The organism is Mycobacterium basiliense (genome assembly GCF_900292015.1).
GTDB classification, from domain to species: Bacteria; Actinomycetota; Actinomycetes; order Mycobacteriales; family Mycobacteriaceae; genus Mycobacterium; species Mycobacterium basiliense.
This window is the reverse complement of sequence record NZ_LR130759.1, coordinates 1,281,340-1,304,194: the sequence shown is the minus strand read 5'-3', so window position 1 is coordinate 1,304,194 and position 22,855 is coordinate 1,281,340. Positions and strand designations below refer to the sequence as shown.

18 protein-coding genes are annotated in these 22,855 nt (G+C 66.4%); 8 read left to right on the top strand and 10 right to left on the bottom strand.

Features of this window, described 5'->3' with window-relative positions; all coding sequences use genetic code 11:
• Window positions 1–87: 87 nt before the first annotated feature.
• Together MB901379_RS05475 and pstS are read right to left on the bottom strand one after the other, a co-directional pair.
• The gene (locus MB901379_RS05475; protein ID WP_158015706.1) at window positions 88–1,227 is read right to left on the bottom strand and encodes a PPE family protein; all 1,140 of its coding nucleotides are present in this window, start codon (window positions 1,225–1,227) and stop codon (window positions 88–90) included.
• Between the two features lie 97 nt (window positions 1,228–1,324).
• A complete protein-coding gene (pstS, locus tag MB901379_RS05470; protein WP_158015705.1) occupies window positions 1,325–2,407 on the bottom strand; it encodes a phosphate ABC transporter substrate-binding protein PstS in 1,083 nt (360 codons plus the stop codon).
• A 246-nt stretch (window positions 2,408–2,653) separates the two neighbouring features.
• On the opposite strand from pstS, the gene MB901379_RS05465 reads away from it, so the two are divergent.
• Window positions 2,654–2,971 carry a DUF732 domain-containing protein gene (locus tag MB901379_RS05465; RefSeq protein WP_158015704.1) on the top strand — a complete coding sequence of 106 codons (318 nt, stop codon included), beginning with the start codon at window positions 2,654–2,656 and terminating at the stop codon, window positions 2,969–2,971.
• Window positions 2,972–2,979: 8 nt separating this feature from the next.
• Here the strand turns inward: MB901379_RS05465 and MB901379_RS05460 are convergent, their stop codons facing one another.
• Genes MB901379_RS05460 through MB901379_RS05450 form a run of 3 tightly spaced genes read right to left on the bottom strand, consistent with a single transcriptional unit; the run spans window position 2,980 to window position 5,871 of the window.
• The gene (locus tag MB901379_RS05460) at window positions 2,980–3,474 is read right to left on the bottom strand and encodes a DUF3830 family protein (RefSeq protein WP_158015703.1); all 495 of its coding nucleotides are present in this window, start codon (window positions 3,472–3,474) and stop codon (window positions 2,980–2,982) included.
• A gap of 1 nt (window position 3,475) precedes the next feature.
• Window positions 3,476–4,894 (bottom strand): amidase, encoded by a 1,419-nt coding sequence (locus tag MB901379_RS05455; RefSeq protein ID WP_158015702.1) that lies wholly within the window; start codon window positions 4,892–4,894, stop codon window positions 3,476–3,478.
• Window positions 4,891–5,871 carry a D-2-hydroxyacid dehydrogenase gene (locus MB901379_RS05450; RefSeq protein WP_174236986.1) on the bottom strand — a complete coding sequence of 327 codons (981 nt, stop codon included), beginning with the start codon at window positions 5,869–5,871 and terminating at the stop codon, window positions 4,891–4,893. The genes MB901379_RS05455 and MB901379_RS05450 overlap by 4 nt, the downstream gene beginning before the upstream one ends.
• A gap of 81 nt (window positions 5,872–5,952) precedes the next feature.
• Between MB901379_RS05450 and MB901379_RS05445 the strand changes: the two genes are divergently transcribed.
• From MB901379_RS05445 to MB901379_RS05430, 4 genes are read left to right on the top strand one after another with little or no spacing between them, the layout of a single operon-like run.
• On the top strand, window positions 5,953–6,672 hold the full coding sequence (locus tag MB901379_RS05445) for a maleate cis-trans isomerase family protein (protein ID WP_197717862.1): 720 nt from the start codon (window positions 5,953–5,955) through the stop codon (window positions 6,670–6,672).
• A gap of 2 nt (window positions 6,673–6,674) precedes the next feature.
• Complete coding sequence (locus MB901379_RS05440) at window positions 6,675–7,844, top strand: M24 family metallopeptidase (RefSeq protein ID WP_158015700.1); 1,170 nt, start codon at window positions 6,675–6,677, stop codon at window positions 7,842–7,844.
• A 3-nt stretch (window positions 7,845–7,847) separates the two neighbouring features.
• Window positions 7,848–9,047, top strand: a complete 1,200-nt coding sequence (locus MB901379_RS05435; protein ID WP_158015699.1) for an aminotransferase-like domain-containing protein — start codon at window positions 7,848–7,850, stop codon at window positions 9,045–9,047.
• 3 nt (window positions 9,048–9,050) lie between these two features.
• Window positions 9,051–10,229, top strand: coding sequence for a M20 family metallopeptidase (locus MB901379_RS05430; protein ID WP_158015698.1), 1,179 nt, complete (start codon window positions 9,051–9,053; stop codon window positions 10,227–10,229).
• 19 nt (window positions 10,230–10,248) lie between these two features.
• On the opposite strand, the gene MB901379_RS05425 is transcribed toward MB901379_RS05430, so the two are convergent.
• Window positions 10,249–13,110 (bottom strand): FAD-binding and (Fe-S)-binding domain-containing protein, encoded by a 2,862-nt coding sequence (locus MB901379_RS05425; RefSeq protein WP_158015697.1) that lies wholly within the window; start codon window positions 13,108–13,110, stop codon window positions 10,249–10,251.
• A gap of 48 nt (window positions 13,111–13,158) precedes the next feature.
• Here MB901379_RS05425 and MB901379_RS05420 point away from each other — a divergent pair, with 48 nt between their 5' ends.
• Both MB901379_RS05420 and MB901379_RS05415 read left to right on the top strand, forming a co-directional pair.
• The gene (locus tag MB901379_RS05420) at window positions 13,159–13,890 is read left to right on the top strand and encodes a maleate cis-trans isomerase family protein (RefSeq protein WP_174236985.1); all 732 of its coding nucleotides are present in this window, start codon (window positions 13,159–13,161) and stop codon (window positions 13,888–13,890) included.
• Window positions 13,887–14,564 carry a GntR family transcriptional regulator gene (locus MB901379_RS05415; protein ID WP_158015696.1) on the top strand — a complete coding sequence of 226 codons (678 nt, stop codon included), beginning with the start codon at window positions 13,887–13,889 and terminating at the stop codon, window positions 14,562–14,564. The genes MB901379_RS05420 and MB901379_RS05415 overlap by 4 nt, the downstream gene beginning before the upstream one ends.
• A gap of 21 nt (window positions 14,565–14,585) precedes the next feature.
• Here MB901379_RS05415 and MB901379_RS05410 read toward each other — a convergent pair whose 3' ends face one another.
• Entirely contained in the window at window positions 14,586–16,052 is a 1,467-nt protein-coding gene (locus MB901379_RS05410; protein WP_158015695.1) for an NAD-dependent succinate-semialdehyde dehydrogenase, read from the bottom strand.
• Between the two features lie 124 nt (window positions 16,053–16,176).
• Here MB901379_RS05410 and MB901379_RS05405 point away from each other — a divergent pair, with 124 nt between their 5' ends.
• Window positions 16,177–17,442, top strand: a complete 1,266-nt coding sequence (locus MB901379_RS05405; protein WP_158015694.1) for an aspartate aminotransferase family protein — start codon at window positions 16,177–16,179, stop codon at window positions 17,440–17,442.
• Window positions 17,443–17,471: 29 nt separating this feature from the next.
• On the opposite strand, the gene MB901379_RS05400 is transcribed toward MB901379_RS05405, so the two are convergent.
• From MB901379_RS05400 to MB901379_RS05390, 3 genes are all read right to left on the bottom strand, one after another.
• A complete protein-coding gene (locus tag MB901379_RS05400; RefSeq protein ID WP_158015693.1) occupies window positions 17,472–18,854 on the bottom strand; it encodes an MFS transporter in 1,383 nt (460 codons plus the stop codon).
• A 161-nt stretch (window positions 18,855–19,015) separates the two neighbouring features.
• The gene (locus MB901379_RS05395; protein WP_158015692.1) at window positions 19,016–21,940 is read right to left on the bottom strand and encodes an arylsulfatase; all 2,925 of its coding nucleotides are present in this window, start codon (window positions 21,938–21,940) and stop codon (window positions 19,016–19,018) included.
• Window positions 21,937–22,803 (bottom strand): pseudouridine synthase, encoded by an 867-nt coding sequence (locus tag MB901379_RS05390; protein ID WP_408632334.1) that lies wholly within the window; start codon window positions 22,801–22,803, stop codon window positions 21,937–21,939. Before MB901379_RS05390 ends, MB901379_RS05395 begins: the two co-directional genes overlap by 4 nt.
• Window positions 22,804–22,855: the final 52 nt, after the last annotated feature.

Here is a 22,855-nt window from a genome sequence, read left to right as displayed (position 1 = left end):
CGGCCAAACTACCGACTGACCACCGGGAGCGGTCGACCAACTCCGATATTTGGCGACGCGCCAGTGGCACGCGAAGACACCATCGGATCACCCCGCCGACGGCGGTCGAGGCATGAACGTCCCCTTGAGCTCCAGGCCGTATTCAAGGTCCTCGTACTTTTGCGGTTTTCGCTTGCGCCAACCACTGCCCGCCGAGATCGGCGGCGGCATCAGCGGCGGGAGCATGGGGAGCACGGCCTCATCGGGGGCAAGCGGCGTCGCTGCCGACGCGAGTTGCACCGGCGACTGCGCGGCGGTCAATACGCCGACCGCCGCTGGCGGTGCCTTGAGGTTGCCCATCGAAACGCCAACGCCCACCGCAGCAGTCGGCGCGTCCGCGGCGCCGACGGCCCTTGCCGCGCCGGACAAGGTGGCCGCCGATGCCCCCAGGGCCGACTCCCCCTCCGAGAGACCCTCGGCGATGTCGGGGGCCACCGACGTCAGTGCCTGGGCCGAAGTGTTCTGCGCTAAATAGCTGAGCAGGTTGATGGGGAATCCGGACGAAACGAACTGGTTGAGGTAGGTGTTGGTCAGGCCAAACCAGCCGGCGTTGGGGTCGAAGGTGGCGCCCAGCGCCTGCAGTACCGAATCCAACGGAGAGACGGTGGCCGCCGGTGCCACCGCAGCGGCAGACACCACACTGGCCTGCGCGGCCGACCCCGTCGGACTGACAATCGAGGGCGGCGAGAAGAATTCGGGCAGCTCGAGGGCTTGAGCCGAGGCCGCCTCGTAGCGGTACATGGCCGCCGAATTGCTCACCCACATGTTCTGGTACTGCGCTTCGGTCTCGGCGATGGCGGCCAGGTTTCTGCCGAATCCATTGGTGGCCAGCAACTGTGCCAGCTGGAGCCTGTTGGCGCTAACCTCCGCGGGGTAAACGACCGTCGAGACGGTGGAGCCGAATGCCGCCACTGCGAGCTGCGCCGCCGCACTGAGCTGCTGGCACTGCTGCGCGGCGCCGCGCAACCAGTCGAGGTAGGGCGCGACGGCCTGGATCATCACTGCCGACGACGGACCGTTCCACGCGTCGGCGGCAGTAGCCAACGCCGGAACGTAGGCCCGGACGGTTTCCTCCAAATCGGTGCCCAGACGCTGCCACGCGTGGGCGGCCTCGACAAGTGAGTCCGCGCCGGGTCCCGCGTGGATCAGGGCCGAGGTGACCTCGGGTGGCGATGCAATGAAGTCCATGACATCTCACAAAGACCACGCGAGGAAATTCCGCGCGACATTGCGTTGACCACGGCGCGAAAATAGCTGAAACATTGCGCGCCGCGATGGTGCCAGATCACGAGAGGGCATGAACCGCGGTCGACAACCGTGACTTGAATCCGTCCGGGACCGGAACATACCCATGATCCGCCAGCCCGGCCTGTCCGACGCCGATCGTGCTTTGCAGGAATGCCTTCGCCGCCGTGCCGACCTGCGGTTGCGGGTATTTCGAGCAGACAATCTCATAAGTCACCAGGACGATCGGATACGAGCCTGGCTGATTTGGCCGGTAGAACGAGATCGTGTCCAGGGCGAGGTCGTTGTCCTCGCCGATGAACCATGCGGCCGAAATCGTCTTGCCCACCGACTCCGCGCTAATCGCTACCGGTTCGGGGCCGGCCGACGTGACGATCTGTGCCATGTTCAGGAGTTGCGCCTGCGCAAACGACCATTCCACGTAGGTAATCGAGCCTTCGGTGCGCTTGGCGAGGGCGGCGGCACCGGCGTTGCCCTCGGCGGCTTCGCCGACTCCGCCGTTGAATTTCTTCCCAGCACCCTTGCCCCACATACCTTTGGACGCGGTATCGAGATACCTCTGGAAGTTGTCCGTAGTTCCGGACTCGTCGCGGCGGAAAACGACACGGATCGGCTCATTGGGCAAGCTGGCGCCCGGGTTCAGTGCCTCGATCGCAGGATCATGCCAGTTTGTGACGCCCCCGTTGAAGATCCGGGCCGCGGTCGGACCGTCCAGCGTCAACGAAGTCAGGCCGTTGACGCGGTAAGCGATGGCGATGGGGCCGAATACCATCGGCAGGTTCCACACCGGCGAGCCGCACCGCTGCTCCGCCTTAATGTGCTCGTCCTTGCTCAGTGGCGAGTCCGATCCAGCGAAATCGGTTTTGCTGCTGATAAATTGGCTTATTCCGGCGCCGGAACCGTTGGCCGTGTAGCTCAATGACTGTCCGGGGCAAGCCTGTTCGAAGGCACCAGCAAATAGGGCCATCGCGTTTTCCTGTGCGGTGGAACCGCTGGCTTGTAGCGTTGGCTTGCCGCCACAGGCCACCCCCACCGTTGAGGTGTTGTGCGCGCTGCATGCCGATAACATCGAAATCCCGGCGACCAGAACACCAATTGCGGCGCCAAATCGATTGTGCTTCAAACTGGTTCCTTGAATAATGCAGACTGCCGTCGTCCTCGCCGCATGAGGCATCGTACAAGATCTCCGGTTTCGCAACGGGGCCCCAACATCGCTTGACATGGCCGGACTTCACGAATTCAGCCACAATTTCCGACCGGTACACGGTCTCGACATCTGCGCAACATCGGCGGGCCGGAATGGCCAACTAGAACCGTTCGGGGAAGCCCCGGCTTGCCATCAGCGCTGCGCAACGGGGAGGCTCCAGGAATGGCAACCAGCCGAGAGCGTTCGCTGCTGGCGATCGCGCTGTTCAGCTTCGGGGCGTGGGCGAGTCCCACCGCGCACGCCGACTCGGTCGATGACGCTTTCTTGAACGCCGTGAAGTCGCACGGCATCAACTTCGCCTCCCCTCAGGCCGCGATCATGGCCGGTCATCAGGTCTGCAATGCGCTTGATTCCGGGAGGCAGAAGTCCGATGTCGCCGGTGACGTGGCGGCCAGCAGCAGCCTGGACGGCTATCGCGCGGGGTATTTTGTCGGCGTGAGCATAGCCGCGTACTGCCCCAGGCATCACTCACAAGCCTGATCCGTCGATCACCGGCGGGCGAAGCTCAGCGTCTCGCCGCGCACGCCGCCCATCCACAGGTCCTGGCAGGCGGCGGCCAGTTCGTCCAGACCCTCGACGACCTCACCGAAGACGTTGCCCGGTACCCAGCCCTGATCCCCGTTGATCAGCAGGTTGTTCCGCCCGTAGAACAGCGCCAGGTCAACGATGGCTCCCGTGGTCCCCGTGCCAGTGGTGTTTTCGTATCCATAGGCCGGATTGCCGAGCTCGTCGGAATCGAAGGAGAACCAGCACAGGTCGCCCGGTATCGGCGTGACGGTGGTGTTCTCCTTACCCGGATTGTCGGCGAACGCCGGTAACAGCGTATAGATCTCGTTGCGCGCGTACTTGCCGTGGAACACCGGCGCCGAGAGCGGCAGCGCATTCCACACCGCGGCGCAGGTGCGCGGTGCGGCGTCGTCGAGCAGTCGCGCGACCGCGGTCACGCCACGTTTGTCCAGCGACACCGTGATCAGCCTGCTCATGTCAATGCTCCCCATCCTCATCGGTCGATAGTCTCGGAGTGCGCAGGTGCCAATCGGTGCCGGACTGGTAGGCCTGGCCCACCCGCAACACCAGCGGATCGGCGTGCCTGGCGCCCACGATCTGCAACCCAATCGGCAATCCGGCCGCGGTGAACCCGCAGGGCACGCTCAGCGCCGGCTGCTGGGTCAGATTGAACGGGTAGGTGTAGGGAGTCCAGCTCGTCCAGTCCGGTGACGCCGAGCCGTCGGGCACGTCCTGTCCTGCGGGAAAAGCTCCCAGCGGCAGTGTCGGGGTGACCAGGACGTCGTAGGTCTGGTGGAACTCGCCCATCAGCCGGCCGAGTTCGGTGCGCACCGCCATCGCATCCAGGTAGTCCGCGACGGTATAGGTAGCGCCGAGGGTCGCGACGCGGTGCAGTCCGGGGTCGATGCGGCCGGTCCATGCGTCGAGGCTGCCGTGGGCCTGCAGCACCTTAGCCGCGCCGGCGAACCACAGGACGTGGAAGGCTTGGACCGGATTGCCGAAGCCCGGATCGACTTCGTCCACGTGGGCACCGGCGTCCACCAACACGTCGACGGCCGCGCGGACGGCGCTGTCCACCTCGGCGCAGTTTCGAACGAAACCGAGGTTGGGCGAGAAGGCCACGCGGAGCCCGGAAATCCCGTCGTCGAGTCCCGCCAAAAACGACGCCGCCGGAGTCGGCATGGCTGACCAGTCGCGGGCGTCGAAACCCGTCAGCACGTCGAGCAGCGCCGCGGTGTCCCGCACGGTTCGGGTCATCGGCCCGACATGGGCCAGCGTCCCGAACGGGCTCGGCGGGTAGTGCGGGATCAGCCCATATGTCGGCTTGAGCGCGACGGTTCCGGTGAATGCTGCGGGGATGCGCACCGAGCCCCCGCCGTCGGTGCCGATCGACCACGCTCCCATTCCCAGCGCCACGGCCACCGCGCTGCCGCCGCTGGAGCCGCCCGCCGTCTTCGTCGGGTCCCACGGATTGGCCGTCACCCCGTACCGCGGCGAGTCGGTGACGCCCTTCCACGAGTACTCCGGGGTCGTGGTCTTGCCGAGCAGCACGGCGCCGGATTCACGCAGTCGCGCGACGGCGGGCGCGTCCTCGTCCCAACCCGGTCCGGTGGCGTCGATCAGGTGACTACCGCGCACGGTAGGCCACCCGCGGGTCCACAGGGCGTCCTTGATGGAGGTCGGCACGCCATCGGCGGGGCCGAGCGGTTCACCGGCCTGCCAGCGGGCCTCGGACGCCCGCGCCGCCGCGATCGCGTCCTCCGCGGCAACCAGCACGAACGCGTTGACAACACCGTCGAGGGTGTCGATCGCGTTCAGCGCTGCCTCGGTGACCTCGACGGGTGAGATGGTCTTGTTCCGGTAGCCCGCAACGAGCTCCGTTGCCGTCGGTGTCACGCCGTCGCGCCCGTGGGAACGTAACCCAGCGTTTTGTCCACGACGTTGCACAACGGCTGGCACGTCAGCCATCGCCGGGCGTTGGTGGCGAACTGGGCGGCCAGCGTCTCCCGCCAACCGGCGACATCACCGGACATATGCGCGGTGATGGTCACATTCGGCGCATCCCACAACGGATGGTCGGGTGGCAGCGGCTCGGTGTCGAAGACGTCGAGGGTGGCCGCGCCGATGCTGCGCCGTGCCAACGCGTCGAGCAGTGCGGCCTCGTCGACCAGCGGTCCGCGGGCGATGTTGATCAGGTGCCCGTCGGGTTTCATGGCGGCCAGCACCGCGGCGTCGACCAGGCCGCGGGTGGCCGCGGTCAGCGGCGCGGCCAGGATGAGGTGGTCGCACCAGGCGGCTTCGGCAGCCAAGTTCGCGCTGTCGACGATCTCGCCGAAGTCGGGATCGTCGACGACAACTCGGCGCCCCGCCCCGCGCACCACCAGCCCGGCAGCACGCAGCAGCTTCCCGATCGCTCGCCCGATGCCACCGGTGCCGACGACCAGCGCCGTCGCGCCCGCGATACTGCGCGTCTCGCGGTGGCGCCACTCGTGCCGCCGTTGCAGATCGAAGCTGTTGAGACTGTCTTTGGCGTGGGCGATTACGGCGCCGAGGACGTATTCGGCCATCGGACGGTCGAAGACGCCCCGGGCGTTGGTCACCACGACGTCGGACTCTCGCAGCTCGTCGAACAGCAGCGTATCGACGCCCGCGGCGGCGATGTGGATCCACTCGAGGTGGCTGGCCTCGGTCCACACATCGCGGACCGCCTTCGAGAAGAAGTCCCAAAGCAGCAGTGCCCGCGCACCGCGCAGCGCTTCGGCGAGTCCGTCGGCGGCACAATATCGAAGGTCAACACCCAGGCCATCGAGGCCAGGCAGACGGTCGGTTGGGTTTTCGCTCAGAACCGCGACAACCGGACGGGTTCGAGGCACCGTCCGATGGTAGAAATCGCACCGTACGATTGTCAACAATCGACTTGCGCTGGGGCGCTGGTGCACCCAGACTTGAGGACTATGCGCCGAGCGTCGCTGCAGCAACTGGGGGTCGGGGTGGTCGCGCCGTCCGACTTCGCCCTCGACCGTGAACTCTGGCGTTGGGTGCCCGACGAAGTCAGTCTGCACGTTACCCGCTTGCCCTTCACCCCGCTGCCCGCCACGATCGAGCTCGCGGTGCACATCTCCGACCCGGCTCTGGTCGCCCAAGGGGTAACCAACCTGGGTGCGGTCTCGCCGCTGGTGACCGCGTACGCATGCGCCTCCGGCAGTTTCGTCGGCGGCCTGGCGGGTGAGGCCGCGCTGGTGGCGGCGATGGTCGCGGCCGGCGCCCCCATCGCCGTCACCACCAGCGGCGCGCTGCTGGCCGCGCTGCGCTACCTGGGCCTGAGCCGAATCGTCGCGGTGACGCCCTACCTTGCCGACCTCACCGCCGGGCTGGCCAACTATCTTGCCGAAGCAGGGGTCGAAGTGACCGGGGCTGCCGGGCTCGGCCTGACCACCGGCATCTGGACGGTGCCCTACAACATCACCGCGGATCTCGTCCGGGACAACGACACCGCCGACGCCCAAGCCATATTCATCAGCTGCACCAACCTCCCCACCTACGATCTGATCGCCGCCTTGGAGCGCGAACTCGGCAAACCGGTGCTCACGGCCAATCAAGTCACCATGTGGTCGGCCCTCGACGCCATCGGCCGCAAGGCATTTGGCCCGGGCCAGCACCTGCTGGAGCGCTGAGGATGGCTGCGGGGTTGGAAACCGAATACCCGAGCCGACTGCGGCGCCTGCGAGACACCATGGCACACAAGGAGTTCAGTGCGCTCGTGGTGTGCGATCCGGCGAATCTGTTCTACTTGACCGGCTACAACGCGTGGTCCTTCTACACACCGCAATGTCTGCTGGTTGGCCCTCAGGGGCCGCCGCACCTGTTCACCAGGGCGATGGACGCCGCCGGCGCCCGCCTCACCTGCAACCTCGATGAGGACCACATCCACGGCTATCCCGAAGAATTGGTGCACCGGCCGGACATGCATCCGTTCGACTGGATCTCCGCGTTGATCGGCGAACTGGTCGACCCCGGTGAACCCGTCGCGGTGGAGTGCGACTCGCCCTACCTCTCCCCCCGCGGGTATCGGGCCCTGCAGCGGGGGTTGCCGTCGAACCGGTTGGTCGATTCTGCCGAACTCGTGAACTGGATTCGGGTGATCAAGTCCCCCTACGAAATACAGCAGCTACGCATCGCGGGCAGGATCGCCGAACACGCAATGCGCACCGCCTACGACAACCTGCGGCCAGGGCGCCGACAGTGCGATGTGGTCGCCGCGATCATGGCCGCCCAGGCGTGCGGCACCGCGCAGCACGGCGGCGACTACCCGGCACTCGTGCCGCTGCTGCCCACCGGCCGGGCCGCGGGGACACCACACCTGACCTGGACCGCCCAGCGGTTCCATAGCGGCGAGGCCACCACCATCGAACTGGCGGGCGTTTTCGGTCGCTACCACGCCCCGCTGGCGCGCACCGTCGTGCTCGGCGACCCAGCTCCCCAACTCACCGACACCGCGAAGGTGGTCGCCGAAGCGATGGACGCCACCCTGGCCGCCATCCGCCCCGGCGTGGACGCCGGTCTTGTCCACCAAGCCTTCGAACGGGTGATCAAACCCCATGGAATCAAGAAAGATTCGCGGATCGGCTACTCGATCGGCATCGGATACCCACCGGACTGGGGCGAACGAACGGTGAGCCTGCGCCGCGGTGAGACGACCGAACTCGCGGCGGGTATGGCGTTTCATGTCATCCTGGGCATCTGGATGGATGATTGGGGCTACGAGCTGTCCGAACCGGTAGTGGTCACCGATACCGGGGTGGAGCGCCTGACCGACCTGCCGCACGAACTCACGATCTCGAGGTAAAGCGTGTCAGCTTCCACACTTCCACTTGCCACCCGCGCCGCCGGTCTGGTCGGGTCGGTCATCGACTCCAGTACGTCGCTGTTACACAAGCAATCTCACGACGTGGTGCGGTTCGCCATGGGCAGCCCCGCGGCCGAGGCGGTGCCGACAGAGATTCTTGCCGGGATCGCGTCGATCGAACTGAGCGCGCCCGATGCCTACGACTACGCCGCGACGGAGGGCGATCCGTCGCTGCGCGAGGCACTGCTGGAGATGCTGCGGGGCACCAGCGACGAGACGACACCCGACCGGCTGACGATCACCGCGGGCGGTATGCAGGGGCTGGACTTGTTCTGCAAGGTCTTCGTCGATCCCGGCGATCTGGTGACCGTCGAGTCGCCCACGTATACGAACGGCAGCGCGACCGCCCTGTCCTACGGCGCGATGCTGCAGGAGATTCCGGTCGACGACGACGGCATGGACGTCGATAGGTTAGAGCGGCTGGTCGATGACGCGGGCCGGCCGCCGAAGGCGATCTACACCATCCCCACGTTCCAGAACCCGTCCGGCGTGACGCTGTCGTTGCAGCGCCGACTGCGGCTGCTCGAGCTGGCCCGCCGGTGGGGGTCGATGGTGATCGACGACGACCCGTACGGCATGCTGCGGTTTGCGGGCCCGCCGGTGCCGACGCTGCGCGAACTCGGCGGCGGTGACCCGCTGGTGTTCACGGTCCGGACCTTCTCCAAGATCGTGGCGCCAGGCCTGCGTGTCGGCTGGGTGGACACCGTCCCCGAGCTGCAACCGCTGTTGATCAACGCCAAGCAGGCGATGGACACCTGCACCAACCTGCCCGCGCAGCGCTTGTTGACCGGCTTTCTGTCCGGCGGCCATCTGGCCGATCACCTGAGCGCCCAACGTGCGGAATATCGGCGGCGCAAGGAGGCTATCCAGGCGGCGCTGCGCGAGCACTTCGGTGACAGGGCGCGGTGGACCGACCCGGAGGGCGGTTTCTTCTGTTGGGTCACCCTCGACAACGTCGACACCACAGCACTTTTCGAGCCGGCCCTCGCCCAGGGCGTCGCGTTCATCCCGGGTGCGGCCTTCTCTCCGAGCGGCCGGTTCAACAACGCCTTACGCCTGTGCTTCGCCTCCAACCCGCCCGATCGCATCCATGAAGGGATCGCCCGCTTGCGCCGGGCGGTCGATTCGATCACACCGGACTGAAGCGTGCCGCTGACCCACCGCGAGCGGGCCGTGCTCGACACGATCGATGAGAATCATCTAGTCGAGCTGACCCGGTCGTTGGTGCGAGCCACCGGTCAAAACCCGCCGGGAGAGGAGGCCGCGACGGTAGCGGCACTATCCGGGGCGGCCGCCGAGTTAGGTCTCGACGTGACCGAGCAACGGGTACGGCCTGGTCGACATAATGTGCTGATCACCAAAACCGGCGGTGCCGGTCCGGGATTGTTGTTGCTCGGGCACACCGATGTGGTGCCGGTCGGCGATGGGTGGACCAGGGATCCCTTTGGCGGCGTGATCGAACACGGCCGGATCTACGGCCGCGGCGCGTCGGATATGAAAGGTTGCCTGGCGGCTGCCCTTTCGGCGATGGCCGCACTGCGAGGCACCGAGTTGAGCGGACCCATCGAGTTGGCGGCCCTGGTCGACGAGGAGGACGCCGGCATCGGCATCCGGGCCTATGTCGCGTCGACTGCCCCCAGATCGCACGGCTGCATCACCGCGGAGCCGACCGAGCTGCAGACCGTCATCGGTGCGCGCGGCGCCTCCTACCTCCGGGTACTCGTTCGCGGCACCGCCTGTCACGCCGGCCGCCCGGACGACGGCGCGAACGCGATCTACGGCGCGGCGGCATTGGTGGCCGAGATCGAACGCATGCACGCCGAGTTGGCGGATCACAAACATCCGCTATTGGGTCCCGCGACCTGGAGTGTCGGGCAGATTCAGGGCGGTACCGGCGCCAGCGTGGTCCCGGCGGAATGCGTTGTCACGGCCGATCGGCGGTTACTACCGGGCGAGTCATCCACCGCGGTGCTCGACGACGTGCACGCGCGGATCGAGGCTTTGCGTCTGGCGGACCGCGGCTTGACCTTCGAAATCGAGATGCCAATGGCCATGCCCGCGTTCCTAACACCGGCGGAATCGACGCTGGCCCGCACCGTCGGCGCCGCCGTGGTCGACGCCGGGGGACCGGCGCTGCCACCGGGCGGCTGGGCGGCGGCGTGCGACGGTGGATTTATCGCCCGCGATCTGGGTGTGCCCGTTGTGGTGCTGGGTCCGGGATCGGTCAGCGCACAGGCGCACCGACCGGACGAGTCGGTGGCGATCGACGAAATCATCCTTGCCGCACGGGCTTACGCGCTCACTGCGCTGCGCTTGCTGGCTTGATCTCCGGCAAAACAGTGCCTCAGGGCAGGCCGGTGGCCAGCAGCTCGGCCAGGTGCAGCGCCCGTCGCTCGGTGCCGTGCGCGATCTGCGTACGGCAACTGAAACCGTCGGCGAGGATAACCGTCGAGGGCGCGACGGACCGGACGGCAGGCAGCAGCACCCGCTCCCCGACCGCCCGCGACAGCTCGTAGTGGACGCGCTCGAAACCAAAGTTGCCCGCCAGGCCGCAACATCCGGAGTCTGGCACCTCGGCCCGGATACCGGCCTTGACCATCAACGCACGATCGGCGTCGAAGCCGAGCACGGCGTGCTGATGACAGTGTGTCTGCACCAACGCATCCGTCGCGATGTCCGGGGGCTGCCAACCCGAGCGATCGAGGAACTCGGCAAGGGTAGTGGTCGACGTCGCGAGCAACTCGGCCCGCGTATCCTCAGCCAGCAGCTCGACCGCATCACGGCGCAGCACCGCGGTGCAACTGGGCTCGAGCCCGACGACCGGTGTGCCCGCTCGCAGGTGCGGCTCGAGCACGCCCAACGCGCGCGATAGCCGCCTCTTGGCCGCCCGCAGCTGGCCGGTGGAAATCCACGTCAGCCCGCAGCACACCGGACCAGCGGGTAGCACGACCTGGTATCCGGCCGCCTCCAAGACTGCTGTTGCGGCTTGACCGACTTGCGGCGCAAGGTAATTGGTGAAGCTATCGGGCCATAACACGACCGGTCCCCGGGTAGCCGGCCGGGCCGCCGAGGAGCGTCGGGAGAACCACGACGTGAAGGTCTGCTCGGCGAAGCCGGGGACTTCACGCTGGGGCGCAATCCCGCCCAAGCGTTTCGCCAGCTGCGTACCGGTGATCCGATTGGTCAACCGCGGTGCGACCGAGGCGAACCGTGACAACTGCGGCAGCCAGCCCATCGACCAGTGCGACAGCGGTCTAGCCCAAGGCCGACCAGCGTAGTGGTGGGCAGTGAATTCGGCCTTGTAGGTCGCCATGTCGACGTTGACCGGACAATCGGCCAAGCATCCCTTGCACGACAGACAGAGGTCGAGCGCGTCACGGACTTGGGTGGACCGCCAGCCATCGGTCACCAGCTCCCCTTGCAGCATCTCCCAAAGCAGATGAGCCCGGCCGCGGGTTGAATGCAACTCCTCGTGGGTGGCCTGGTAGCTCGGACACATCACGCCACCGCTGGATTGCCGGCACTTTCCGATGCCGACGCAGCGCCGCTGGGCCTGCGCGAAGTCGTGGTTGTCGTCGGGATAGCTGAACAGCGTCAACAGCTTTCGGTCCTTGGCCGAACCGCGGTGTCGAATCGCCGCGTCCAGTGGCGGCGGGTCGACGATGACGCCGGGGTTCATCACGGCGCCCGGATCCCAGATGGCTTTCATCTCGGCATGCAGCGCCAGCCCGTCCGACCCGTACATCAGACCTAGCAGTTCGGAGCGGGCCCGGCCGTCGCCGTGTTCGCCGGAAACCGATCCACCCAGCGCGACGACCAGAGCCGTGGCCTCCTCGACGAACGACCGGTATGACGCGACGCCAGCCGTGCTGAACAGATCGAAGTCGATCCGCATGTGCATGCAACCCTCGCCGAAGTGTCCGTAGGATGCCCCGTGCAGGCCGTATCGGTTCATGAGGTGGTCTAGCCCGCGCAGGTAATCGGCCAGGCGTTCTGGCGGGACCGCCGCGTCCTCCCAACCACCCCAGGCCTCTCCCCCATCGACACGACGCGTCGCCAAACCGGCGGCATCGGTGCGACACCGCCACAGCACCGCCTGGGCGCGGACATCAGTGACCAATGCGACCGTCGCCGTCGGACTCGAATCACGCAGTTCGGCAAGCATTTGCTCCGCCGCTGCCTCCGCGGCGCCGCGGTCTGCGCCGCCTATTTCCACCAGCAGCCAGGCGCGTCCGGCGGGGAGCCCGGCGTCGGTCGCCGCCCGGCGCACCTCGCCGGGCAGCCGGTCGACCAGATCGACGTTGATGGACTCCATCGTCAGCGGCCGGTGGCCCAACAGCACCGAGACACACTCGGCCGACGCGATCGGATCGGGGAAGCCCAGGACACAGAGCACCCTCGCCGCCGGGAGCGGCGTCAACGCGATCGTCGCCCCCAGGGTGGCTGCGAAGCTGCCTTCGCTGCCGCACAGCAGCCCCGCGACGTTATAGCCATGTTCGGGCAGCAGCCGGTGCAGCGCGTACCCGGAGATCTGCCGGGCGAAGCGGCCGAACCGGCGGCGGATCACCAGCTCGTGGGTGTCCACGAACGCCTGCAGGGACCGATGCAGCTCGCCCTCGCGTCCGGGCCCGCTCGCCAGCTGCTCCCTGACGCCCCGCGACTCGACGACGCAGCGGGTGCCGTCGGCGAGCAGCACATCGAGTGACCGGACGTTGTCGGCCGTCGTGCCCCATGCGACGGAGTGCGCCCCGCAGGCATTGTTGGCGATCATGCCGCCGATCGTCGCGCGGCTGGCGGAGGACGGATCGGCGCCGAAGGTGAGGCCAAGCGGGCGAGCCGCGGTCAGCAGGTCGGTGAGCACCACGCCGGGTTCGACCACAGCGGTGCGCGCGGCTGTGTCGATGCCGCGGATGGCGTTGACGTGTCGCGAGACGTCGATGACCACGCCACCGATGGCGTTGCCGGCCATCGACGTCCCACCGCCGCGCATCGTCACCGGCGCACCGGCCCCGGCGGTGAGCGCCACCGCCGCGGCCAGGTCCTCGGTGTCGGCCGGGACCACCACGAGGTCGGGAGGCAGCCGATAGTTCGACGCATCGACCGCGTACAGCCCCCTGCTGGTGGCGTCGTCGCATACCGCGCCCCGGATATTGGATCGGAGCGCTCTGCCCAGCCTGCCGACGTCGTAGCCTGTACGGGTTAGCATTGTCGACAATCTACCTATCGCGGTCACCATTATCCAAGGGAGATGCGCATGCCAACGGTGGGCCTGCTGTATCCCGGCCACAGCGCCGAAGACGACTTTTCAGTGTTCGAAGCGCGGGTCGGCGGGGCCGTTCGCCTACCGATAGCGATCACCTCGGTCGGCGAGGATGCGCATCGCGTCGACGCCCTGCTCGACCTCGGCCGCGAGCAACGCCTCATCGCCGGGGCGGCGCAGCTGGCCGGCGAGCGACCGGAGGCGATCATGTGGGCGTGCACCTCGGGCAGCTTCGTGTTCGGGCCGCAGGGCGCACACGAACAGGTGGCGGCCGTCGCGGCCTTCGCCGGAGTGCCCGCCGCGTCGACCTCTATCGCGTTTGTCGATGCACATCGACACCTGGGCAGACAACTCGGGATCCGCCGGGTCGCGGTCGCGGCGTCCTACCCCGACGACGTGGCGCAGCACTTCGTGAAGTTCCTTAGCGAGGGCGGCGCGGAGGTGACCGCGATGGCCAGCCACAGCATCTACACCGCCGCCGAGGTAGGCACGCTTTCACCCGACCAGGTGGTGGAGATGGTCACCGCCGCTGACCACCCCGACGCCGAGGCGGTGCTCGTCCCCGACACCGCGATGCACACGCTGGCGATAATCGACAAGTTGGAGGCCGCGGTGGGCAAGCCGGTACTGACCGCCAACCAGGTGACCGTATGGAAAGGGCTCGAGCTGCTCGGCCCGGTGCCGCCGGTGCCCGGGCTGGGCGTGTTGTTCGGAGACCGGATATGAACAGCTTCATCGGCCCGCTCGTCCGGGAGTCAACTCCCAGTATCATCGCCGACAAGTTGCGCCAGGCCATCGCCCATGGCGAGCTCAAGCCGGGCACCCAGCTCGGTGAGGCCGAACTGGCGCGCCGACTTGGCGTCAGCCGTGGCCCGCTGCGCGAGGGGATGCAGCGCCTCACTCAGGAGGGTCTGCTGGTTGCGATCCGCAACCGCGGGCTGTTCGTCATCGACATCACGCCCGACGATGTGCGCGACATGTATCTGGCCCGCGAGGCGATCGAGCGAGCCGCGATGGCCAAGATCCTCGAGGGCGACCACGCCGCGGCCGGTGATGAGTTGCTGCTCATCGCCGACCAGATGGCGGCCGCGGACAGCCCGGCCGAGGTCAGCGAACGCGACATCGCCTTCCACGAGCGCCTGCTGCAGCTGGCCCAAAGCCCACGGCTGTCTCGGATGCACCAAACACTCATCACCGAGACCCAAATGTGCATTCACGCGCTCAGCGACAGCTACGCGGACTCCGAAGTTCGCGGTCAGGAGCACCGAGCATTGGCGGAGGGGATTCGCAAAGGCGACCGCGAACTGGCCGAACGGCTACTGGCCGCCCATATGGACGACGCCATCCGCCGGCTCGTCGAGGGGACCGCGGCCGAGGAACCGAAGCCCGTCGACAGCTAAACTTTCGGGCCTTTGGGGCCCTCAGGGCATCGCGATCCCGATGTACTTGGTCTCGAGGAATTCGTCGATGCCGACGGCGCCGCCTTCGCGGCCGAGGCCGGATTGCTTGACGCCGCCGAACGGGGCCGAGGGATTGGACACGACGCCCTGGTTGAGCCCGACCATCCCGGTCTCCAGCGCTTCGGCGACCCGTAGCGCACGCCGCAGATCGTTGGTGAACACGTAGGACACCAAACCGTATTCGGTGTCGTTGGCGGCCGCGATCACGTCGGCCTCGGTTTCGAACGCGATGAGCGAAGCTACCGGCCCGAAGATCTCCTGCTCACACAAGGCGGCGTCGGGCGACACATTCGTCAGGACGGTGGGCGGGTAGAAGTAACCGCCACCGTCCACTGCTTCACCGCCGGTCAGCACTGCGGCACCGCGCTCCACCGCATCGGCGACCAGCATCTGCACCTTGCGCAACGCGGCCGCGTCGATGAGAGGCCCAACGGCAACACCGGGCTGGGTGCCACGGCCGACCGGCAGCGCCGCCATCCGCTCCGCCAGCCGGCGACCGAACTCGTCGATAACCGACGACTGTACGTAGATGCGATTGGCCGCGGTGCAGGCCTGGCCCATGTTGCGCATCTTGGCGGCCACGGCGCCCTCCACCGCTTCGTCCAGGTCGGCATCGGAGAACACGATGAACGGCGCGTTCCCGCCCAGCTCGAGTGAGGTTCGCAAAATCTTCTCCGCGCACTGCTTCAGAAGTTGCCGGCCGACCGTAGTCGACCCGGTGAACGACAGCTTGCGGGCCAAACCGGACCGGATCAGGGGTTCCATCACCGGTCCCGCGTCGGTGACCGTGATGCAGTTGACCGCTCCGGCGGGTAGCCCGGCCTCGGACAGAATGCCCATCAGCGCCAGCATGGACAACGGCGTTTGGGGCGCGGGCTTGATCACGCTGGTGCAGCCGGCGGCAATCGCGGGTCCCAGCTTGCGCGTTCCCATCGCCATCGGGAAGTTCCAGGGGGTGATCAGCAAGCACGGACCGACGGGCTGGCGGGTGACCAAAAATCGGGCCCCGCCATGGGGTGCTGTCTGATAGCCGCCGTCGATCCGCACGGCCTCCTCGGCGAAGTGTCGGAAAAATTCCGCCGCATAGGCGATCTCTCCCCTGGCCTCGGCCAGTGGCTTACCCATCTCCAACGTCATCAGCAGGGCAAGGTCGTCGATGCGCTCGTGCAGTAGGTGAAACGACTGCATGAGGACGTCGGCCCGCTGCCGTGGTGGCATCGCCGCGAAGTCGGGTTGTGCGGCGACGGCGGCGTCCAGCGCCGCCTGGCCATCGACCACGGTGGCGTTGGCGACCGAACAGAGCGTTTCACCCGTCGCCGGGTCGGCGATATCGAAGGTGCGCCCGTCGGCGGCGTCGACCCATTTGCCGTCGATGAAGAGTCTTTTCTCGACGGCCTGCAGCACGCACGCTTCGTCGCGTTCGCTCACAAACTCCCCCTTATTTATCGACGTTCGGTGGGTTCGATACCATGATTGTCAACAATCTACTCAAATCCGCCCACTCTACTCAAATCTGGTCAAACAACTCAAACCAACTGGCAAGGGGGATGCCGTGCCCGGCTCCGCACAACTCTCGCAGACGCTCAAGCAAGCGACCGGCGTGCTGGCAACTCGCGGTGAGGGCGTTCTGTTGTACGACGAGGACGGCCGTCGATACCTGGATTTCACGGCCGGAATCGGCGTGACGAGCACTGGACACTGCCATCCGCGTGTGGTCGAGGCCGCACAGCGTCAGGTCGGCACGTTGATCCACGCCCAGTACACGACCGTGATGCACCGTCCGCTGCTCACGCTGGTGCAACGGTTGGGCGAGGTGCTGCCGGCCGGTTTGGATCGGCTGTTCTTCGCCAACTCCGGCAGCGAGGCGGTGGAAGCCGCGCTGCGCCTGTCGCGGCAGGCCACCGGTCGGCCGAACGTCATCGTCTTCCACGGCGGGTTCCACGGCCGCACGGTGGCCGCGGCTTCGTTGACAACCTCCGGTACCAAGTTCCGGTCCGGCTTTTCGCCGCTGATGGCCGGCGTACACGTAGCACCCTTCCCCGACCCCACTCACTTCGGCTGGCCAGTCGAGCAGGCCACCGATTTCGCCCTCGCTCAGCTCGATTACGTCCTGCAGACGCTGACCACGCCGGCCGACACCGCGGCGTTCGTCGTCGAGCCGGTGTTGGGCGAGGGCGGCTACGTGCCTGGCAACGAGCGCTTCTTCGCCGGATTGCGGGAGCGCGCCGACCGATACGGCATCTTGCTGGTGATCGACGAAGTGCAGACCGGCGTCGGGCGAACCGGAAAATTCTGGGGCGGCATGCACTTCAACGCCGATCCGGACATCCTGATCACCGCGAAGGGCCTGGCGTCCGGATTCCCACTGTCGGGAATCGCCGCGTCGGCGGAGCTGATGGCCAAGGCGTGGCCGGGATCGCAGGGCGGTACCTACGGCGCCAACGCGGTTGCCTGCTCGGCCGCGGTGGCAACGCTGGACGTGATCCGCGACGAAGGACTGGTCGACAACGCCGCGCAGCGCGGGGCACAGCTACGCGCGGCGCTGCAGCTGGTCGCGGACAAGCACGACGCGATCACCGATGTGCGCGGTCTCGGGCTGATGATCGGCTGCGAGTTTCGCGACGCCGAGGGCAAGCCCGATCCGGTGACCGCGGCCGCCGCGCAGCAGGAGGCGGCACGCCGCGGGCTGTTGCTGCTGACCTGCGGCGCGTGGGGTCAGGTCGTGCGGTTCATCCCGGCACTCGTGGTAAGCGGTGACCAGATCGAGGAGGCCGCCGGCATCTGGGCCGATACCGTCAACTCCGTTGTCGCCCACTGAGTTCGGTTAGCCCGCGCCGCCGAAAGCCCTCACGCCGCGGACCGCTTTACGTAATCCAGCGCAGGGCGAGCCTCGGGAGTACCCGGTGTCTCGGTGCCGTTTAGCGGGCACCGAGTCGTCTCGGGCACATTCGCGAGGGCCAGCGCTCCGACAACGCAGGCGCCCATCATGTAGTAGGCGGGCACGATACTGTCGCCGGTTTTTTCGATGAGCCACTCGTTCACCGCCGGTGCGGTGCCGCCGAAGATCGACGTCGACACGTTGTAGGCGATGGCGAACCCCGCGTAGCGCACATGGGTGGGAAACATGGCCGGGAACGTCGCCGAGATGGTCGCCAGCTGCGGCACATACAGCAGACCGAGAACGGCGAATCCGACCACCGCCCCAAGCACGTTGGTGCCCATTAACGTGAACATCGGCACGCCGGCCACGAATAGACCGACCAGGGAAATCCACCACATCGGTTTGCGCCCAAAGCGATCCGACGCGGCGCCGGCAAACGGCAGGAATACCATCATCGCGAGCATCCCGATGATCGGTACCACCAGCGCCGTGCTGGACGGCAGACCGATGGACTGCTCGAGGTAAGTCGGCATATAGCTCAGCAACGTGTAATTCACCACGTTGAGCGCGACGACCATACCGCCCAGGCGCAGAATGGGCGCCCAGTAACCCATCAGGAGATCCTTGAATTGCGTGCTGGTGCGATCCTCTCTTTCACCGGACTCGGCCAACTCACGAAATATCGGGGTGTCTTCCAGCCGCGACCGCAGGTAGAGGCCGACCAAGCCGAGCGGCGCGGCCACCAGGAACGGCAGCCGCCAACCCCAGGTGTTCATCTGGTCGGCGCTGAGCACCAACGAGAACCCAAGCATCAAGAGCCCGCCAAGCGAGAAGCCGGCCAGTGTGCCGAACTCCAGGAAGCTACCGAAGAAACCCCGCCTGCGGCACGGCGCGTATTCCGCCATGAAAGTGGCGGCCCCGCCGTATTCTCCCCCGGTCGAAAAGCCCTGAATCATCCGCAACAGCACCATCAGCACCGGTGCCCAGAATCCGATCGCGGCATAGGGCGGCACCAGAGCGACACACAGCGTGGCGCCCGACATCAGCAAGATAGTGAAGGCCAGCACCTGCCGACGCCCGATCCGGTCGCCGAGCGGGCCCCACACCAGGCCGCCAATCGGCCTGACCAGAAACGACAGCGCGAACGTTAGCAACGCCAACAAGGTGGCGCTCTGCGTGTCGCCGGGGAAGATGGCGGCCGAAATGTAGGTGACGCCGAACGCATAGATCCCGTAGTCGAACCACTCCGTGGCGTTGCCGACGGCAGACGCCGAGACGGCCTTCCACAACACGGCGGGCGGCGGATCGGTCGTTGCGGTCGACGGCGTGGGGTGATCGGGCGTACCCATCGGGATCCTTCTGTCTGATTAGCGCAACGTGTGCTAAGGGCTGCGCATAGTCGAGAAAACTCCGAGACGGTCCGAGACAGTTTGTAGTGTTGTCAACAATCCGAACATAACATGGTCAATTACTCGCTGAAGGGGCTCCAGTTAATTGCCAATTAATTCTGCTAGCCAGCGGCCCCCTGGCCGACCGCTTGCACCGAGGCGTGCTCATGCAACGCCTGCTCGTCGTCGGGCGCAACCGGCTTGAGGTCGAAGATGACCTCCTTGACGGTGCCGGTGAACGCGTAGGGCGCCTTGTCTTCGTAGTCACGGTCCACGACGAGGCCGTTGTCGCGACCGACGTCGAGCCCGGCGTACGAGGTGAACGCCAAACTCACGGTTTGGGGCAGCTCACCCTCGCCGATCAACCGGTCGTCGACCCACAGCGTCACCCGACCCCCGGAACCGATGACGGGCGCCGCGGAGTCGAACAGCATCCGCACAGTCACGTCGCCGCTAGGGATTGGTTCGGTGGATACCTGTCGATACGTCTCGATGCCGAGGAAGGAATAGGTGTGGTGCAGCCGCTGCTGGTCGTCGATCCAGAGCGCGAACCCGCCCATAAAGTCCGCATTGGCCACGATCACACCCTGCGCACCACCGTCAGGGATGTGCAACCGCGCCTCGATCGCGTAAGAGCGTCCGAAAATGCGTGGAACCATGCCACGTTGGATGTTCTGCACGCCCCCCTGGAAGGCAAACCGAGTGGTGGTGGGCAACGGCGGCAAGTCGCCATACATGACCGCGAGCCCGCCCAATAGCGGCAGCACCCGGTTACGTTCGGCTTCCTGCCACCACAGCTCGATGAGTTCGGCGAGTTTCTCCGGATGCTCGGCCGCAACGTTTCTGGCCTGAGAGAAGTCATCGGGTAGGTAATAGAGCTCCCAGGTGTCATTGTCCGGGTTGTAGTTCCCGGGCGCAAAGCGCTGCATGGTCTGCGGAGACAGATCCCAGGGCGCCTTGTCCAGCCGGGCGCACGCCCACCAGCCGTCCCGGTAGATGGAGCGGCTGCCAAAGTTTTCGAAGTACTGCACCGTATGACGCTCCTCGGCCGCCGCGTCGTCGAAGGTATGCAGGAAGCTCGTCCCGTCCATCGGTTCCTGCTCGACGCCGTCGACACTGGTCGGCTCCGGTAGACCGATGGCCGCCAACACCGTTGGGGTGATGTCGATGCAGTGGGTGAACTGGCTACGAACCCCGCCTTCCCGCGGGATCCGACTCGGCCAGCAGACCACCATCGGGTCCCGAGTCCCGCCCAGGTGGCTGGCCATCTGCTTGCCCCACTGGAACGGCGTGTTGTTGGCATGTGCCCACGCGCTCGCGAAATGCGGTGCCGTGAACTCGTCGCCGAGCGCCTCGATGCCACCGTATTGCTCGATGAGCTCCAGTTGCCGGTCGGCGTCAAGGTCCAGCCCATTAAGAAATGTCATCTCGTTGAACGAACCGGTGATGGTGCCCTCCATGCTGGCACCGTTGTCACCCCAGATGTAGAAGACCAGGGTGTTGTCCGACTCACCGAGACCGTCGATCGCGTCCAGCAACCGGCCCACGTTCCAGTCCGCGTTTTCCGAGAACCCGGCGAACACCTCCATCTGCCGGGCAAAGAGCCTCTGCTGCGTCTCTGAAAGGCTGTCCCAGGCTGGGAACAGGTCGGGACGCTCGGTCAGCTCGGCGTCGGACGGAATGATACCGAGCTGCTTCTGTCGCTCGAACGTTTTCTGCCGGTATACATCCCAGCCCTCGTCGAATTGACCCTGGTACTTGTCGGCCCACTCTTTGAACACGTGGTGTGGCGCGTGCGTGGCACCGGTCGAGTAATACAGCAGCCACGGCTTGCTGGCATTCTGGGCCCGCACGGTGTGCAGCCACTCGATGGCCTTGTCGGTGAGGTCGTCGGGAAAGAAGTAGGGCTTCCCGTCTTGTCCCTGCGGTATGCCAATCACGGAATTGTCTTGGGTGATGATCGGGTCGTACTGTCCCGCGGCACCCGAGGGGAATCCCCAAAAATGGTCGAACCCCCAGCCCGCCGGCCAGTTGTCGAACGGTCCGGCCGCTCCTTGAACGTTGTCCGGGGTCAGATGCCACTTGCCGAAAGCGCCAGTCACATAACCGTTGTCACGCAGGATTCGGGGCAGCGCGGCGCAACTGCGGGGTTTGACCGTCGAATAGCCCGGAAAGGGGCCCGGCAATTCGCAGACCGATCCGAACCCGACCCGGTGGTGGTTGCGGCCGGTCAACAGCGCCGCACGGGTCGGCGAGCAGATCGCGGTGAGGTGAAAGCGGTTGTAGGCCAGACCATTCTGCGCCACTCGGGACAGCGTTGGGGTTCGGATGCCGCCGCCGAAGGTATCCGGCCCGCCGAACCCGGCGTCATCGATGAGTACGATGAGCACGTTGGGCGCATTGTCTGGCGCGCTGGCACCGGCGACGATCGTCCAGTCACCAACCGACTCGTCCAACGTGCGGCCGACGGTGCCGCCGAAGCCACGCTGCGGTATCGGCAGTTTGGTGCGATCCGGATTGAACTTGCCCATCGCTTCCTGAAGCGCTGCACCCAAGCTGCGCAATGTCGAACGGCTCAACTCGGCAACCGATTTCATCGGTGAACCGGACAATGTCTGCTCCACCGGCAACCGGCCCGGCGCCGGTGTCACGGCGATGATCACCGCGCTTCCGGCCGCCATCGCTTGTCCGATCTTGTCGCCCAGCCCACTTGTTATCCGATGTTGGGCGAAGGTGCCCGCCAGCGCTCCCGCCGCCGCGCCGACCGCAGCCGACGCCAGCAACGCCGGTGAGAACAAGCCGACGGCCAGACCCGCCCCGGCGCCCCATGCCGCGCCCCGCCGGCCGAGACGATTGCCGGTGTCAAGCAAGACGGGATTGCCCTCGTCGTCTTTGCCGACCAACGCCGCACCGTGCAACGGCAGCGTCTTGGCGTTGGCCCGGCCGGTCAGATTCTCGAAGTCGTGCCGGGCCGTATCGAGATCCTGATACCCGGCAACGATGACCAGCGTGTTTTCTTCACTCACAACGACACCCCGTTCGCTCATATCTTCCGATGGCTGACGAACTCGCGATGTAGACCGGTGATCGGATCGGTGAACTCAATGCGTTGCGCCAGCAGTTTCAGCGGCATGCTGAAGTCGCTACGGTCTTGGTCATTCTCAGGTATGACTTTGGGGTACAACGGATCTCCTATGATCGGTAGCCCCAATGACGCCATGTGCACCCGCAGTTGATGGGTGCGTCCGGTGCGGGGGGTCAGACGATACAAGCCGTCCGCTGAGATCAGCTCCACCAGGGTTTCCGCGTTGTACTCACCGGGCTCGCACACCGCCTGCAGGTGGCCCCGGCGCTTCACAATCCGACTGCGGACAATGCGGGGCGACACCAACGTCGGGTCGACCGCGGCCCGCGCCAGATAGGACTTGCCCACCTTCCCGTTGGCGAACAGCGTTTGGTATCTGCCCCGCAACTCACGCCGGGTGGTGAACAGCAGCACCCCGGCGGTCAAGCGGTCCAGCCGGTGCGCCGGGCTCAGCTCAGGCAAACCCAGCCCGCAGCGCAACCGCACCAGCGCGGTCTGCACGACGTGGCGCCCGCGCGGCATGGTCGCCAAGAAGTGCGGCTTGTCGACGACGACAATGTCGTCGTCTTGATGGAGCACCGGAAGGTCAAACGGCACCGGAACCTCGTCCGGTAGCTCGCGATGCAGATAGATAAAGGAGCCCGGGGCCGACACGGTGTCGGTATCGACGACGGCTCCGTCGTCAGCGACCACTTCTCCGGCGAGCACCTTGGCCCGGGCCGCCTCACCAAACCTCGCAGTCAGCTCGTCCAGTACCGACCCGCCGTGCAGTCGCACCCGGGCGGGCCCGAGCACGTCGCGAACGCCGAGCGGTGCGGGCTTCAATGCGATCCTCCTAGCCGGATGGCGACGTCGCCGGGTGGAGATTACCGACCGG

Coding starts and splice junctions, on each gene's coding strand:
- MB901379_RS05465 (WP_158015704.1), top strand. CDS start 2,654: ATGGCAACCAGCCGAGAGCGTTCGCTGCTGGCGATCGCGCTGTTCAGC.
- MB901379_RS05400 (WP_158015693.1), bottom strand. CDS start 18,854: ATGGGTACGCCCGATCACCCCACGCCGTCGACCGCAACGACCGATCCG.
- MB901379_RS05460 (WP_158015703.1), bottom strand. CDS start 3,474: ATGAGCAGGCTGATCACGGTGTCGCTGGACAAACGTGGCGTGACCGCG.
- MB901379_RS05440 (WP_158015700.1), top strand. CDS start 6,675: ATGGCTGCGGGGTTGGAAACCGAATACCCGAGCCGACTGCGGCGCCTG.
- MB901379_RS05445 (WP_197717862.1), top strand. CDS start 5,953: ATGCGCCGAGCGTCGCTGCAGCAACTGGGGGTCGGGGTGGTCGCGCCG.
- MB901379_RS05395 (WP_158015692.1), bottom strand. CDS start 21,940: ATGAGCGAACGGGGTGTCGTTGTGAGTGAAGAAAACACGCTGGTCATC.
- MB901379_RS05420 (WP_174236985.1), top strand. CDS start 13,159: ATGCCAACGGTGGGCCTGCTGTATCCCGGCCACAGCGCCGAAGACGAC.
- MB901379_RS05425 (WP_158015697.1), bottom strand. CDS start 13,110: ATGCTAACCCGTACAGGCTACGACGTCGGCAGGCTGGGCAGAGCGCTC.
- MB901379_RS05415 (WP_158015696.1), top strand. CDS start 13,887: ATGAACAGCTTCATCGGCCCGCTCGTCCGGGAGTCAACTCCCAGTATC.
- MB901379_RS05475 (WP_158015706.1), bottom strand. CDS start 1,227: ATGGACTTCATTGCATCGCCACCCGAGGTCACCTCGGCCCTGATCCAC.